Source organism: Nocardioides ganghwensis (assembly GCF_014779655.1).
Lineage (GTDB): Bacteria > Actinomycetota > Actinomycetes > Propionibacteriales > Nocardioidaceae > Nocardioides > Nocardioides ganghwensis.
Window position 1 is genome coordinate 149303 of record NZ_JACXYX010000005.1, and the last position, 13637, is coordinate 162939.

At 74.1% G+C, this 13637-nt stretch carries 14 protein-coding genes; 3 read left to right on the forward strand and 11 right to left on the reverse strand.

Annotated elements, in window-relative coordinates:
* The first annotated feature begins 59 nt into the window (after positions 1–59).
* Together IEZ24_RS07730 and IEZ24_RS07735 are read left to right on the forward strand one after the other, a co-directional pair.
* Entirely contained in the window at positions 60–368 is a 309-nt protein-coding gene (locus IEZ24_RS07730; protein WP_129454883.1) for a hypothetical protein, read from the forward strand.
* A 5-nt stretch (positions 369–373) separates the two neighbouring features.
* Entirely contained in the window at positions 374–736 is a 363-nt protein-coding gene (locus IEZ24_RS07735) for a hypothetical protein (RefSeq protein WP_129454882.1), read from the forward strand.
* Positions 737–968: 232 nt separating this feature from the next.
* Here IEZ24_RS07735 and disA read toward each other — a convergent pair whose 3' ends face one another.
* Both disA and radA read right to left on the reverse strand, forming a co-directional pair.
* On the reverse strand, positions 969–2051 hold the full coding sequence (gene disA, locus IEZ24_RS07740) for a DNA integrity scanning diadenylate cyclase DisA (RefSeq protein WP_242498453.1): 1083 nt from the start codon (positions 2049–2051) through the stop codon (positions 969–971).
* A gap of 116 nt (positions 2052–2167) precedes the next feature.
* Positions 2168–3565 carry a DNA repair protein RadA gene (gene radA / locus IEZ24_RS07745; RefSeq protein WP_129454881.1) on the reverse strand — a complete coding sequence of 466 codons (1398 nt, stop codon included), beginning with the start codon at positions 3563–3565 and terminating at the stop codon, positions 2168–2170.
* Between the two features lie 504 nt (positions 3566–4069).
* Between radA and IEZ24_RS07750 the strand changes: the two genes are divergently transcribed.
* Entirely contained in the window at positions 4070–5113 is a 1044-nt protein-coding gene (locus IEZ24_RS07750) for a LacI family DNA-binding transcriptional regulator (protein WP_129454880.1), read from the forward strand.
* Here IEZ24_RS07750 and IEZ24_RS07755 read toward each other — a convergent pair.
* Genes IEZ24_RS07755 through IEZ24_RS07795 form a run of 9 tightly spaced genes read right to left on the reverse strand, consistent with a single transcriptional unit; the run spans position 5110 to position 13565 of the window.
* The gene (locus tag IEZ24_RS07755) at positions 5110–5793 is read right to left on the reverse strand and encodes a class I SAM-dependent methyltransferase (RefSeq protein ID WP_224745005.1); all 684 of its coding nucleotides are present in this window, start codon (positions 5791–5793) and stop codon (positions 5110–5112) included. The genes IEZ24_RS07750 and IEZ24_RS07755 overlap by 4 nt on opposite strands.
* Positions 5790–6428 carry a VOC family protein gene (locus tag IEZ24_RS07760; RefSeq protein WP_129454879.1) on the reverse strand — a complete coding sequence of 213 codons (639 nt, stop codon included), beginning with the start codon at positions 6426–6428 and terminating at the stop codon, positions 5790–5792. Before IEZ24_RS07760 ends, IEZ24_RS07755 begins: the two co-directional genes overlap by 4 nt.
* Positions 6429–6487: 59 nt before the next feature.
* Positions 6488–7858 carry an alkaline phosphatase family protein gene (locus tag IEZ24_RS07765; protein ID WP_129454878.1) on the reverse strand — a complete coding sequence of 457 codons (1371 nt, stop codon included), beginning with the start codon at positions 7856–7858 and terminating at the stop codon, positions 6488–6490.
* Positions 7859–7903: 45 nt separating this feature from the next.
* Positions 7904–9073, reverse strand: coding sequence for a metabolite traffic protein EboE (gene eboE, locus IEZ24_RS07770; RefSeq protein ID WP_129454877.1), 1170 nt, complete (start codon positions 9071–9073; stop codon positions 7904–7906).
* Positions 9074–9078: 5 nt separating this feature from the next.
* Positions 9079–9966, reverse strand: coding sequence for a TatD family hydrolase (locus tag IEZ24_RS07775; RefSeq protein WP_129454876.1), 888 nt, complete (start codon positions 9964–9966; stop codon positions 9079–9081).
* Positions 9966–10619 (reverse strand): EboA domain-containing protein, encoded by a 654-nt coding sequence (locus tag IEZ24_RS07780; protein ID WP_207206781.1) that lies wholly within the window; start codon positions 10617–10619, stop codon positions 9966–9968. Before IEZ24_RS07780 ends, IEZ24_RS07775 begins: the two co-directional genes overlap by 1 nt.
* Positions 10616–11491: a sugar phosphate isomerase/epimerase family protein gene (locus IEZ24_RS07785; protein ID WP_242498452.1), complete on the reverse strand. Its 876-nt coding sequence runs from the start codon at positions 11489–11491 to the stop codon at positions 10616–10618. Before IEZ24_RS07785 ends, IEZ24_RS07780 begins: the two co-directional genes overlap by 4 nt.
* Positions 11488–12360: an SCO3242 family prenyltransferase gene (locus IEZ24_RS07790; RefSeq protein ID WP_129454875.1), complete on the reverse strand. Its 873-nt coding sequence runs from the start codon at positions 12358–12360 to the stop codon at positions 11488–11490. Before IEZ24_RS07790 ends, IEZ24_RS07785 begins: the two co-directional genes overlap by 4 nt.
* Complete coding sequence (locus IEZ24_RS07795; RefSeq protein WP_129454874.1) at positions 12357–13565, reverse strand: inositol-3-phosphate synthase; 1209 nt, start codon at positions 13563–13565, stop codon at positions 12357–12359. The genes IEZ24_RS07790 and IEZ24_RS07795 overlap by 4 nt, the downstream gene beginning before the upstream one ends.
* Positions 13566–13637: the final 72 nt, after the last annotated feature.

Consider the following 13637-nt stretch of genomic DNA (forward strand, 5'->3'; position numbering starts at 1 on the left):
TCGGCCCTGCCCCTCCCCGCGTCCGCGCGGGATGCTGGTCGTGTCCGAGGAGGTGTGTCATGAGGACCCTCGAGAGGCGCGGCGTCCTTCCCGGCGCGAGTGTCGCCGGACCCGTCACCCTGGTGCTGGGGGTGCTGTTCACGCTGGCCGTCGCGTACGCGTACGTGCTCAGCCTCGCCGACGGGGTGAACCCGCCCGACTGGGCGCGCGTCGTCGGGCTGGTGTGGCTCCCGGTCGGCCTGGCCGGTGTGCCGATCGGCTACTACTGGTCGCGGGACGGGGACCGGCAGCGCCTGGCCGAGGTCGGGGTCGCCCTCGCCCTGGTCGGCGCGGTGGCCCTCGTGGCCCTCGTGGTCGCGTTGGGGTGAGGGAGATGTCGACCGACGTACGCACCGGGCCGGACGCCCGGAGGTCCCTGTCCCGGGCCTGGTGGTCGCTGCTCGGCTTCGTGGTGACCTTCCCCCTCGCCTTCGTCATCGGCGAGGGCATCGCCTCCGCGCTGGGGCACCCGTCGGGCGGCTCCGAGGACGCCGAGTGGTGGGTCATGGTGCTCGCCGCGGTCCCGGCGCTGGTCGTGTTCGTGCTGCCGGCCGTGCTGGCGGTGCACTACGGGCGCCGCGCGATGCGGCTCGGCGAACCCCGCGGCCGCTACCCGATGGTCGTCGCCGTGGTCGTGGCGGGCGGCTTCGTGCTGCTCAACCTCGTGTCCGCGATCGGCGTGCTGCTGCTGGAGTAGGGGCCGGTCCGCCGCTGCTCGGGTGGGCGGTGCGTGAGCGACATGCGGGGCACTCGGCACGTGGGTGGGCCACCGCTGGCGGGCGTGTCGGCGTACGCCGCGCTGGTGGGCGGTGCCACAGCCACATTCCCGCGCAGGGCCATGTGGGTGGGCCACCGCTGGCGGGCGTGTCGCGTGCTCGATCTGGCCGGTCCGACGCGACGGCCTCGTTCCTCGGCCGCCGCTGGCCGGCTCAGATGTAGCGCTCGGTGATGCTCGACTCGGCGAGGCGGGACAGCCCCTCGCGTACGCTCCGCGCGCGCAGCTCGCCGACGCCCTCGACGGCCTGGAGGTCGTCGATGCCGGCGGAGAGCAGCTGCTGGAGCCCGCCGAAGTGATCGACGAGGCGGTCGACGACGGCGGCCGGCAGGCGCGGGACCTTGGCGAGCAGGCGGTAGCCGCGGGGGGCCACGGCCGCGTCGAGGTGCTCGGCGCCGCCGAGGCCGATCGCGCGGGCCACCGAGGCCGGGTCGACGAGCTCGGTCGGCGACAGCGCCTCGAGCTCGGCGAGGTGGGAGGCGGGGCTGGCGTGACGGCGTCGGCCGCCGGGGAGGTAGTCGCGCACGACCAGCTCGCGCTCGGCGTCGACGCCGGTCACGAGCTCCTCGAGCTGGAGGGACAGCAGGCGTCCGTCGGTGCCGAGCTCGAGGACGTAGTCCTCGATCTCGCGGGCGATCCGGATGACCATCTCGAGGCGCTGGGCGACGACCGCGACGTCGCGCACGGTCACCAGGTCCTCGATCTCGAGCGCGGACAGGGTGGCCGAGACCTCGTCGAGGCGGAGCTTGTAGCGCTCGAGCGTCGCGAGCGCCTGGTTGGCGCGGGACAGGATCTTGCCGGAGTCCTCGAGGACGTGGCGGATCTCGCCGACGTAGGCCGCGATGATCTGCATCGACTGCGACACCGAGATGACCGGGTGGCCGGTCTGCTTGGCCACCCGCTCCGCCGTCCGGTGCCGGGTGCCGGTCTCCTCGGAGGGGATCGTGTGGTCGGGCATCAGGTGGACCGCCGCGCGGTGGACCCGGGTGATGTCCTTGTCGAGGATGATCGCGCCGTCCATCTTGGCCAGCTCGCGCAGGCCGGTGGCGGTGAACGGCACGTCGAGGGTGAAGCCGCCGGTCGCGATCGACTCGACCGTCTTGTCCTGGCCGAGCACGATCAACGCGCCCGTACGCCCGCGCAGGATCCGTTCGAGCCCGTCACGCAGCGGGGTGCCCGGTGCGATCGAGGCCAGGGTCGCGCGCAGCCGCAGCTGCTCGTCGATGCGCTCTGCCACCGGTCCCTCCACCTGCCCTCCGTGGGGCGACCCCGTGCGCCCCGGTGAAGTGTAGGGGCGAGTCGCGCCACCGCGCCGATTTCGTGAGCAAGCCGTGACCTGCGGGGGCGCGGCGTCTAGAGCGGTGGCGTCAGGTCGAGCGTGAGCAGGGCCCCGACCACGTCGTCGACCTCGACCACGCGCAGGCCGTCGACCATGCGGCGCGTCGGGATCCCGCGCTCGCTGGGCAGCGCCCGGCCGCGGGGGACCACGGCCACCTTGAAGCCGAGCCGGGACGCCTCGGCGATGCGTTGCGGCAGGTCGCGGACCCGGCGGAGCTCACCGGCGAGGCCGATCTCGCCGATCGCCACCGCTCCGCGCGGCGGCGGGACGCCGAGGTGGGAGCTGGCGACGGCCACGGCGATGGCGAGGTCGGCCGCCGGGTCGTGCAGCTTGGCGCCGCCGACGGTCGCCACGAAGGTGTCGCTGCCGGCGATGCGGAGGCCGGCGTGGCGCTGGAGCACCGCGAGCACCATGTCGACGCGCGACGTCTCGACGCCCGAGACGGTACGGCGCGGGCGCTCCAGTGGTGAGGGCGTCAGCAGCGCCTGCACCTCGGCGAGCAGCGGGCGCCGGCCCTCCATGGTGACCGCCACGCAGGTGCCGGAGACGTCCTGGGTGTGGTGCTCGACGAAGAGGCCGGTCGGGTCGGTGACGGCCTGGATGCCCTCGGAGGACAGGTCGAAGCACCCGACCTCGTCGACCGGGCCGTAGCGGTTCTTCATCGCGCGGACCATCCGGAATCGGGAGTTGCGGTCGCCCTCGAAGTGGAGGACCACGTCGACGAGGTGCTCGAGCACCCGCGGGCCGGCGATCGAGCCGTCCTTGGTGACGTGGCCGACGATCATCGTGGTGATGTTGCGGGTCTTGGCGACGCGGATGAGCGCGGCGGCGACCTCCTTGACCTGCGTCACCCCGCCCGGCACCCCGTCGATGCCGGAGGCGCCGATGGTCTGCACGGAGTCGACGACCAGCAGCGTGGGGCGCACGTCCTCGATGTGGGTCAGCACGGCCCCGAGGTCGGTCTCCGCCGCGAGGAACAGCTCGTCGTGCACGCCGCCCGTGCGGTCGGCGCGCAGGCGCACCTGGGCCGCGGACTCCTCGCCGGTGACGTAGAGGGTGCGCTGGCGGGTCCGGGCGGTCTGGGCGGCCACCTCGAGCAGCAGCGTGCTCTTGCCGACGCCGGGCTCGCCGGCGAGCAGGATCGCGGCCCCCGGCACCAGCCCACCGCCGAGGACGCGGTCGAGCTCGGGCACGCCGCTCGTGCGGGCGACGGACTCGGTGATCGCCACCTGGCCGATCGGCACGGCCGGGGTCGACACGGGCCCGGCGGCGGCGCGCAGGGTCGGCGCGCCGGCCTCGACGACCGAGCCCCACGCCTGGCACTCCCCGCACCGGCCGACCCACTTGGCCGTCTCCCACCCGCACTCGGTGCACCGGTAGGAGGAGCGGGTCCGGGCGGTCTTCGTCGACATGGAGGCAACGCTAGGTGAGCCCACCGACACCCGCGCCCCGGCGCGCCCGGTCCGGACCACGTCTCCACAGGCGGGTCCGCAGGCTGTGGATCACGCCCGGATCCTGTGGACGAAGGACCCCACGGCTGGGGACGGACGCCCGCGACCGGTGGACGGGACGTGGAGGAGCAGATCGACTGGTGGAACCCCTTGCGCGCGACTCGTACGACCGCGTAGAACTTCTCCCACGCAGCCCGGCAACGGGCCGCGGGGCAGCTCGGGGACGAGGGTCCACCCGGCTGGGATGCTTCGGCGGACCGGCCGCCGCGACTGGGTGACGCAGGCGCGGGGACCATCGGAGACGAGCCGTCGACCGGAGGTCGTCACACGATCCGGTCACTGAAGGGCCCTTGCGACTCATACTCGCAAGGGCCCTTCACCCGTTGGGCGGGCGTGTCGAGCGCGCGTCGGGGCTTATGCTCACCTTGATTGGATCGATCTAGGGCGATCGAGGGGGAGTGGGTCATGGCACGCAGCGAGCACAGGTCGGGCGGCACGTTGCCCGTGACGCCGCCCACCCTCGCCGACGTCGCCGAGCGCGCCGGCGTCTCGCGGCAGACCGTGTCCAACGCGGTCAACAACCCCGACCTGCTGCGCCCCGACACCCTCGAGCGGGTCCGCCAGACGATCGCCGAGCTCGGCTACTCGCCCAACCGCGCTGCCCGCAACCTCCGCACCCGTACGTCGTCCCTGATCGGGCTGCGGTTCGCGCCCGCGCAGGAGGGCACGGCCAACGCCGCGATGGACCGCTTCGTGCACTCGCTGGTCGAGGCAAGCGAGGAGGTCGGCTACCACGTCCTGCTCTTCCCGGGCGACGACGAGGACCCCATCGGCGGCTACGACAACCTGCTCCGCTCGACGGCAGTGGACGCCTTCGTCGTCACCGACACCTACCTCGGCAACCCCCAGGCCGCGTGGCTGAGCCAGCAGCGCGCGCCGTTCGTCGCGTTCGGCCGCCCGTGGGACGACGACGGGGCGCGTCACGTCTGGGTCGACGTCGACGGGGCCGCCGGCATCGCGCTCGCCACCCAGCACCTCATCGATCGCGGCCACACGCGCATCGCGTGGATCGGCTGGCGCAAGGACTCCCCGATCGGTGAGGACCGCCGCTCGGGATGGGTCCGCACGATGCACGCCAACGGCCTGTCCACGACCGGCCTCGCCTCCCGCGTCGAGGACGTCGTGCACAGCGGCGCCGAGGCCGCGGCCGTCCTGCTCGACGAATCCGCCCCCACTGCGTTCGTGTGCGCGTCCGACACCCTCGCGATGGGCGTGCTGCACACGCTCTGGATCCGCCAGCTCGCGCCCGGCAAGGACATCGCGGTGGTCGGCTTCGACGACTCCCAGGTGGCCCAGGTCTACCCGGTGGGCCTCACGTCCGTACGCCAGCCCCTGGAGGACGTGGCGGTCGAGATCGTGCGCACCCTGCGCGCGCTGCTCTCGCACCAGCCCGTCGAGACGCGGGGCGTCCTGCTCGAGCCGACGCTCGCGATCCGCGATTCCAGCTAGAACCCGCGCCACCACAGGTTGACGGCGTAGTCGACCTCGGTGCCTGCGTGCGAGGCGAGGGCCTCCTCGGCGGCCTCGGGTGGCAGCTCGATCCGTACGACGGACTCGAGGTCCTCGCGCGTGGCGAACGACCACCCCATGTCGATCGGGCGCCGCTGCCAGCCGTGCATCGACCAGAAGCGCTCGACGGCGTCGGGGTCGACCTCGGGGAAGCCGCGGCGGAACCAGCCTCCGAAGGTGGAGCGGGTCGGGTCGTTGTCGATGACGAACGCCGTCCCGCCCCGGCGTACGACCCGGTCGAGCTCGCGCAGGCCGGGCTCGGCCCCCGGCCCGAAGAAGTAGGCCCATCGGGCGTGCACGACGTCCACCGACGCGTCGGGCACGGGCAGCGACTCGGCCATGCCCGTGAGCACGGTGACGTTGCCGAGCCGCTTCGTGCGCCGCTTCGCCAGCGACACCAGCGGGGGGTGGGGTTCGACCCCGACGACCTGCGCCGCGGACTCCGCCCAGAGCGGGAGGTGGAACCCGGTGCCGCAGCCGACGTCGAGCACGGTGCGCCCGGACCAGTCGCCGAGCTCCCGCATCGCGGCGGTGATGCGTCCGTGGGGGTCGGCGGCGCGGTTCTCGAGCTCGTAGAGCTCGGGGGTGTTCCAGATGTTGGGGGAGGGGCGAGCCCTCAAATCCTCACGAGCCCGTTGGGGGTCTGCAGCTGGACCGCCACGATGCCGGGGGTGCCGTTGGGGGCGACCCACTCGACCTTCACGTCCTCCAGCGGCGCCTCGACGGTCTCGCCGAGCCACTCGCTGACGCGCTGGGGGTCGCCGGCGATCTCGAGGCAGGCCAGCGAGAAGTCGCCGCTGGCGCCGTTGCTGGGGTGCAGCTCGGCCGGGGACTGCCACTGGATGAAGAACGGCAGCTGCGGGTCGGAGATCAGGCCGTTGACGCCGATCTGCTGCCACAGCAGCTCGGTGCCGTCGGGGCGGTGCCGGTTGCCCTTGACGGCCTCGCGGCCCAGGCGGGACTCGATCGGCGCGATGTCGTCGACCGAGACGACCCAGCCGAGCCACCCGCCGCCGAGGGCGGAGCGGGCGCGGACGGCCTGGCCGAAGGGGGCCTTGTCGCTGGCCGGGTGGTCGAGGACCTCGACGATCTCCATGTAGATGTCGCCGGCCAGGGGCAGGGTCATGTTGCGGGTGCCGAAGCGGGGATGGATGCCTCCGTCGACGAAGTCGGTGCCGAGCAGCCCCCCGATGCGCTGGGCGGTGCTGGCGAGTCCATCAGGTCCTGCGGCGAAGCTGACGTGGTCCAGGCGCATGACCAGATTCTGGTCCGACCGCATGGCGGCCCTGACACCGGGGTCGGGGTCTCTTGATGTCAAGAGGTGCCGGAGAGGCGGAGCAGCAGGTCGCGGACGTCCGTGGCGGCCACGGATCCGGCGACGGCTCCCGGTGTGCTGCAGACCAGCATGGGGCCGGCGGCTGGTTCCTTGGGGAGCCGTCCGTGGGTGCCGCGCACGGGGGAGGGGTCCAGCGGCACGACCTTCATCGCGTACCTCAGGCCCACCATCTTCCTCGCCAGCGTCAGGCCCGCCTTGAGCTTCACCGCCCGGTCCTCGGGGTCGAAGAACAGCTCGGCCGGGTCGTAGCCGGGCTTGCGGTGGATCTCCACGCCACGCGCGAAGTCGGGTGCCCGCGCGTCGTCGAGCCAGTAGTAGTAGGTGAACCACGCGGTCTCGCCGGCGACGAGCACCAGGTCGCCGGACCGCTCGTGGTCGAGTCCGTACGCCGCCTGGCCCGCGCGGTCGAGCACCTGGTCCACGCCCGGCAGGTCGGTGCACAGCGCACGTACGGCCTCGAGGTCGGCGGGGTCGTCGACGTAGACGTGGGCGACCTGGTGGTCGGCGACCGCGAACGCACGCGAGGTCCACGGGTCGAGGTACTCCATGCCGTCCTGCGTGTAGACCTCGAGCAGGCCGTTGCGGCGCAGCATCCGGTTGACGTCGACCGGCTGGTCGGCGGCGGTGATGCCGTACTCCGAGAGCACCAGCACGGTGACGCCGCTCCGCTCGGCGTCGTCGAGCAGCGGGGCGAGGGCGGTGTCGACGTCGCGCGCGGCCTGCGCGGCCTCGGGGGACTCGGGGCCGAAGCGCTGGAGGTCGTAGTCGAGGTGCGGGACGTAGCAGAGGGTGAGGTCGGCGCGGGGCATCAGCCGGCGGGTGGCCGCGATGATCCACTCGCTCGAGGTGATCGCGGCGGTCGGGCCCCAGTAGGTGAAGAGCGGGAACTCGCCCAGCTCGCCGACGAGCTCGTCGTGGAGCTCGGGCGGGCGGGTGTAGCAGTCGGGCGCCTTCTTGCCGTCGGCGTAGTAGATGGGCCGCGGCGTGACCGTCCAGTCGGTCGTCGCGCCCATGGCGTACCACCAGCAGACGTTGGCGACGGTGTAGTCGGGGCGCTCGCGGCGGATGGTCTCCCAGACCTTCTCGCCCGCGACGAGCCTGTTGTGCTGGCGCCAGAGGAACACCTCGCCGAGCTCGCGGAAGTACCACCCGTTGCCGACGGCGCCGTGCCCGGAGGGCGGCAGCCCGGTGAGGAAGGTCGACTGCACCGAGCAGGTGACGGCCGGGAGCACCGGCTCGAGCGTGGCCTGCGAGCCCTGGTCGGCCAGCCGGCGCAGCCGGGGCATGTGGGCGAGCAGGTCGGGCGTGAGGCCGACGAGGTCGACGACGAGCAGCTGGGGGTGCGCCACGGCGGGGGTCCTGTTCTGTGCGGTTCCGAGAGGGTCCGGGAAAGGTCAGTCGAGCGGGGTGAGGCCGAGCCCGACCAGCTCGTCGCGCACCCACCGCAGCTCCGCGGCGAGCCCGGCGGCCAGCGCGTGGTCGTCGGCCGGGGCGCCGTCGGGCAGCACGGACCAGGTGTAGGTCTCGACCTCGAGGTGGTCGGTGCGCGCGGCGTCGCCGCCGAGCAGCGCCGTGAGCGACTCGCGCAGCTCGTCGCGGCTGTTGCGCAGCGGGCCGGCCGGGTCGGCGTGCACCGGCACGTGGAAGTGCACCCGCCACGGCGAGCGGTCGTCGAGCGGGCGCCGCCCCTCGAGCGCGTCGGGCAGGTCGTCGCGGGCGGCGAGGCGGGTGCCCACCCGCTGGCGCACCTGGTGCAGGAAGCGGTCCTCGGAGTACGCCGCCAGCGCGGCGCGCGCCTCCGGGTCGGCCGGGTCGTCGACGACGAGCGCGGCGGCGGGCTGCACCTTGACCACGTCGAGGCCGGCGGCGTCGAGGAGCGCGAGCGCGTCGGTCGCGTCCTCGAACCCCACGGCGAGGTGGCACAGGTCGAGGCAGACGCCGATGCGCTCGCGGTCGGCGGAGTCGAGCCGCTCCACGGCCTCCGCGATTCTCTCGATCACGCACCCGGGCTCGGGCTCGAAGGCGACCCGTACGGTCCGGCCGGTGTCGGCCTCGATCCCGGCGAGGCCCTCGGCGAGGGTCTTGAGGTGGAGCTCGGCGTGGGACTGACGGTCGGCCAGCCACGGCGCGCGCCAGGCGAGGGGGAGCGTGGAGATGCTGCCGCGTGCGGCGTCGTCGGGCAGCAGCGCGGCGAGCACCCGGGCGACGTCGAGGGTGTAGTCGAGCCGGGCCTGCTCCGCCCACGTCGGGTGGTAGACGCGCTTCTTGACGACCTCGTCCTGGAAGGCCGCGTAGGGGAAGGCGTTGAGCGTCACGATCTCGACGCCGTGTGCGTCGATCGCCTCCCGCAGCCGCTCGACGGCACCGAGGTCGGCGGCGAGGGTGCGCGCTGCCGCTGCCGGGAGCCACATCCCGAGCCCGACCCGGTCGGTGTCGAGGTGGCGGCGCAGGCGGTCGCCGTACGTCGCGACCTGCCGGACCAGCCCGTCGACGTCCTCGGCCGGCAGCACGTTGGTGCCGTAGCCGAGGTGGACGACGGTGCCGTCGGGGTGGCGCAGCCGCATCGCGATCAGTCCCGCGAGCCGCGGAGGACCGAGTTGCCCTCGAAGGTCGCGGTGGCATCCGTGATGGCGTCGGAGGTGGCGTCGTCGTCGAGCAGCAGCCGGCCGCTCTGCCCGAAGAACTCGATCGGGTTGCGCCAGAGCACCCGGTCGACGTCGTCGTCGGTGAAGCCCGCCTCGAGCATCGCCGCACCGGTCCTCGCGGTCTTGAGCGGGTCGCTGCGGCCCCAGTCGGCGGCGGAGTTGACCAGCACCCGGCCGAGCCCGCGGCCCAGCTCGACCCGGCGCCGGAGGATCGCGACCATGCGGTGCTCGTCCATCTTGGTGTCGGGGTAGATCGAGAAGCCCATCCAGCAACCGGCCTCATCCACCTGGTCGACGGTGACCTCGTTGAGGTGGTCGACCACGACCATGCCCGGCGTCAGTCCCGAGTCGGCGACCAGCTCGAGGGTGCGGCGGGTGCCCTGCTCCTTGTCGCGGTGCGGGGTGTGGACCATCGCCGGGAGCTCGAACTCCACGGCCAGCTCGAGCTGGCGGACGAAGGCCTTCTCCTCCGCGGCCGTCATCGAGTCGAAGCCGACCTCGCCGACCGCGACGACGCCGTCCTTGGCGAGGTAGCGCGGCAGCACGTCGAGCACCTCGGCGCAGCGCGGGTCGTTGGCCTCCTTGGGGTTGAGCGCGATCGTGCAGTGGTGGGCGATGCCGAACTGTGCCGCCCGGAACCGCTCCCAGCCGACGAGCGCGTCGAAGTAGTCGGTGAACGAGCCGACGTTCGTGCGTGGCTGCCCGAGCCAGAACGCCGGCTCCACGAGGGCGCGTACGCCGGCGGCGTGCATCGCCTCGTAGTCGTCGGTGGTGCGCGACGTCATGTGGATGTGCGGGTCGAAGATGCGCATCAGGAGCCCTTCCGGTCCGAGTGACGGGGGGAGGCGGAGCAGGCGTCGAGCACGACCTGCACGTCGGGAGGCACGTCGCGCCCGGCCGCCTCGCGCTCGCGCCGGTAGCGCTGCACCATCTCGGCGAGCTCGCGGTCGGCGCGGGTGGCGAGCCCGGTGACGGCGGCGACGGGGACGCCGGTGAACAGGCACTTGAGGACGCCCTGTCGCCAGGCGTCGTCGTCGAGGCGGTCGCTGTGCGGGCCCATGGCGGCGGCGACGAGCCGGGTGTCGTTGGTGCGCAGCGCGTCGTGCAGCAGGTCGCTGCCGTCGAGCTCCGCGGGCGCGCCGGCGAGGGCGTGCAGGACCGCCCTCTTCTCGTCGCTGTCGCCGTAGCGGTAGAGCTCGCGCAGCTCGGCCAGCAGGGTGTCGGCGTCGAGGCCCTGTGCGGCGGCACGCACCAGCCCCACCCGTACGGCGTCCTCGAGCAGCACGCCGTCGAGGCCGGGGAGCGGTCCGCGGCCGGTCTGCCGGGCGGCGGCGGGGAACGTACGACCCAGGCGCGAGGGGTCGGCGGCGACCTCCGCGGTGAGCGCGTCGTGGCGTTGGCGCGCGGCGTCGTCGAGGGCGGCGCGCACGGTGTCGGGGTCGGCGAGGGGGCGGATGTCGGTCACGTCCGGTCTCCTTCCTCGTCGAGGCGGGCCAGCGACGCGCGCAGGGCCGTCATCTGCCGGGCCGCGACGGCCGGGGCGGCGTGCGAGTGGCGGGGGAGCTCGACGCTGGCGAGGCCGGCGAACCCGGTGTCGAGCAGGGCGCGCAGCACCGCGTCGAGGTCGAGGGTGCCGCTGCCGAGCTCGAGGTGCTCGTGGACGTCGCGCACCATGTCGTCGACCTGCACGTTGCCGATCAGGTGGCCGGCGAGCGCGACCGACGCCTCGGGGCTGCGCGGCTCGTTGCACACCAGGTGGCCCAGGTCGAGGGTCAGGCGCAGGTGGTCGGGCTCGCCGAGGCGGCGGCGCAGCTCGAGGGCCTCGTCGACGGTGTCGACGTGCATGCCGGGCTCGGGCTCGAAGCAGACGGTGACGCCGAGCTCGTGGGCGAGGTCGAGGACCGGTCCGAGGCCGTCGGTCAGGCGCCGCCACCCCTCCTCGGCGCTGGTCCCCTCGGGCAGGACGCCGGACCAGCACGACATCGCCTCGGCGCCGAGGTCGGCGGCGATGCGTACGGCGCGGGTGAGCAGCTCGACCCGCGGGCCGCGGTCGCCGTCGCTGACGAGGGTGGGCTCGTGCTTGTGCCACGGGTCGAGGACGTAGCGCGAGCCCGTCTCGATGACGACCGCGAGACCGTGGTCGGCGAGCGCCTTGGCCGCGCGCGTCGTCTGGGCGGCTGCGTCGTCGGCGAAGGGGTCGAGGTGCGGCTGGTCCAGGGTCAGCGCGACGCCGTCGTAGCCGAGCCCGGCGATCACCGCACACGCGTCGGGGAACCGGTGGCCGGAGAAGCCGTTGCTGCCGTAGCCCAGCCGCAGACCACGCCCTGCCGCGCTCACGTCGGGCTCCAGTGCCTCGACAGGGCGCGGTAGGCGGGACCGGCGCCGACCACCGCTGCCGCGGCGCCGAGCCGGCCGCGGCGGGCGAGCCACGCGCCCTGGAGCAGCGAGAAGCCACCGATGCCGGTGCGGGTGGCCGTACGCGCGGCGTCCGCGGTCGGGTCCAGCGCGGCGCGCGCCTGGGCGCGGCCGACGACCACGGCGTACGCCGCCGACAGGCCGACGCCGGCCAGCCGGGCGACGCGGCCGGCCTCCCGGTCGTGGTGGGCGACGTGCGCGGTCGCGGCCGCCACGGTGAGGGTGCCCGCCGTGACGGCGGCGGCGACCGCGGGTCGGGTGCCGTGGACCTCGCCGCGGCTGAGCCACGTGAGGCCGGCGGTGTGGGCGGTGACGGCGAGGGCGGGCTGCCAGGCGCTCGCGGGGGAGGCGTGGGCGCCCAGCAGCACGTCGAGCCCGCGGGTGGAGGCCATCGCGACCGGCCCGAGGGCGGCGTCCTTGGCGACCGCGTCGTAGGCCACGACCATGACGGCGAGCGGGGCGCCGATCGCCAGCGCCGACCGGCCGCCGACGAGGGTCGCGATGCCGAGGCCCGCGGCGCCGAGGCCGGCCGCGATCCCGAGCGCGGCACCCGGCGCGATCCGACCCGACGGGATCGGGCGCTCGGGGCGCTCCTCGGCGTCGACGCGGCGGTCGCACCAGTCGTTGAAGGCCATCCCGGACCAGTAGAGGCACGTCGAGGCGAGCGGCATCGCCCACCCGCGGCTCGCACCCGGACCGGCCGTGGCGTGCGCGGCGCCCGACCAGGCGTCCCCGGGGATCGAGAGAGCGGCGGGGGCGCGGGTCAGCTCGACGAGGTCGCCGAGCCTCACGACGACACCCGGTCGGCGCACTCCCGCGACCACGCGAGCAGCGCGTCCCACTGCTGGGCGAGGCGGTGCTCCTCCGAGCCCATCGGCGACTTGAAGAAGAAGCCGAGGGCCGCCAGCGGTCCGGTCTCGCCAGCGGCCGCGGCGCGGCCGGTGAGCCGGGCGAGGTCGAGGACGAGCGGCGCGGCGAGCGTCGAGTCGCAGCCCTCCCAGGTGAACTGCATGGTCATCCGGGTGCCGAGGAAGCCGTCGAAGCGCACGTGGTCCCACGCGGTCTTCCAGTCGCCGAGGTCCTCGACGTAGTCGATGTGCATCGGCCCGGGGACCTCGTGCCCGAGCATCGACTCCAGGCCGGAGCGCTTGGTGCCGGTCTTGCTCGCCCGGGCCGCGGGGTCCGACAGGGTCGATCCGTCGCCGCCGCCGAGCAGGTTGATCGAGGTCCACGAGCGCACGGCGAGCGACCGGGTGGAGAACATCGGGGCGAGCGCCGACTTCACGAGCGTCTCGCCGGTCTTGCCGTCGCCGCCGGCGTAGGGCAGCCCCCGCTCCGCGGCGAGCTCGAGCAGGGCGGGGACGTCGATGCCGGGGCTCGGCGTGAACGCGACGTACGGCGCGCCCGCGAGCAGTGCGGCGCAGGCGTAGGTCGAGCTGGGGGCGAGGGGCGCGCGGCCCGCTGCCCAGGCTGCCTGGAGGTCGGCCCAGGTGACGGCGTCGGCGCCCGCGTCGTGCGGCGCCTCGGTGCTGGAGACGTCGATGACGACCACGCGGTCGACGCCCGCGGCGAAGGCGCGGATGTCGTCGGCCAGCTGCTCGACGATGGCGCGCTGGTCGGCGGCCTCGCCACCGCGTACGCCCGGGCGCAGCCGCGCCTCGGTGGCCTCGAGCTCGCCCGCGACCTGGTGGGCGAGGATCGCGGGAACCACGCCGCCCGCGACCAGCCGCTCTGCCTGCTTGACGAGCGGGACGGTGTCGACGTCGTGGCCGCCGACGACGATGTCGGCCCAAGGCGCGAGGCCGCGCGGGTCGAGGTCGGGGTGGCCGGTCACGCACCCGGTCTCGTCGGTCAGGCGCGCCGCGAGGGCGCTGAGCCCGATGGTCGCCGTCGTCGCGAGCGAGCCGCGCGCGCCGACGAACCAGACGCCGAGCGTGCCGGGCGCGGGCGCGGGCGTGTTGCTGGGGGAGTCCGAGGACGTGGAGGGGGAGGCCACCGCTCGAACGTAATGCACGTCACAGCCACTTTCAACGGTGGGGCCATGACTTTTGTGTGGGCGGTGGGCAAA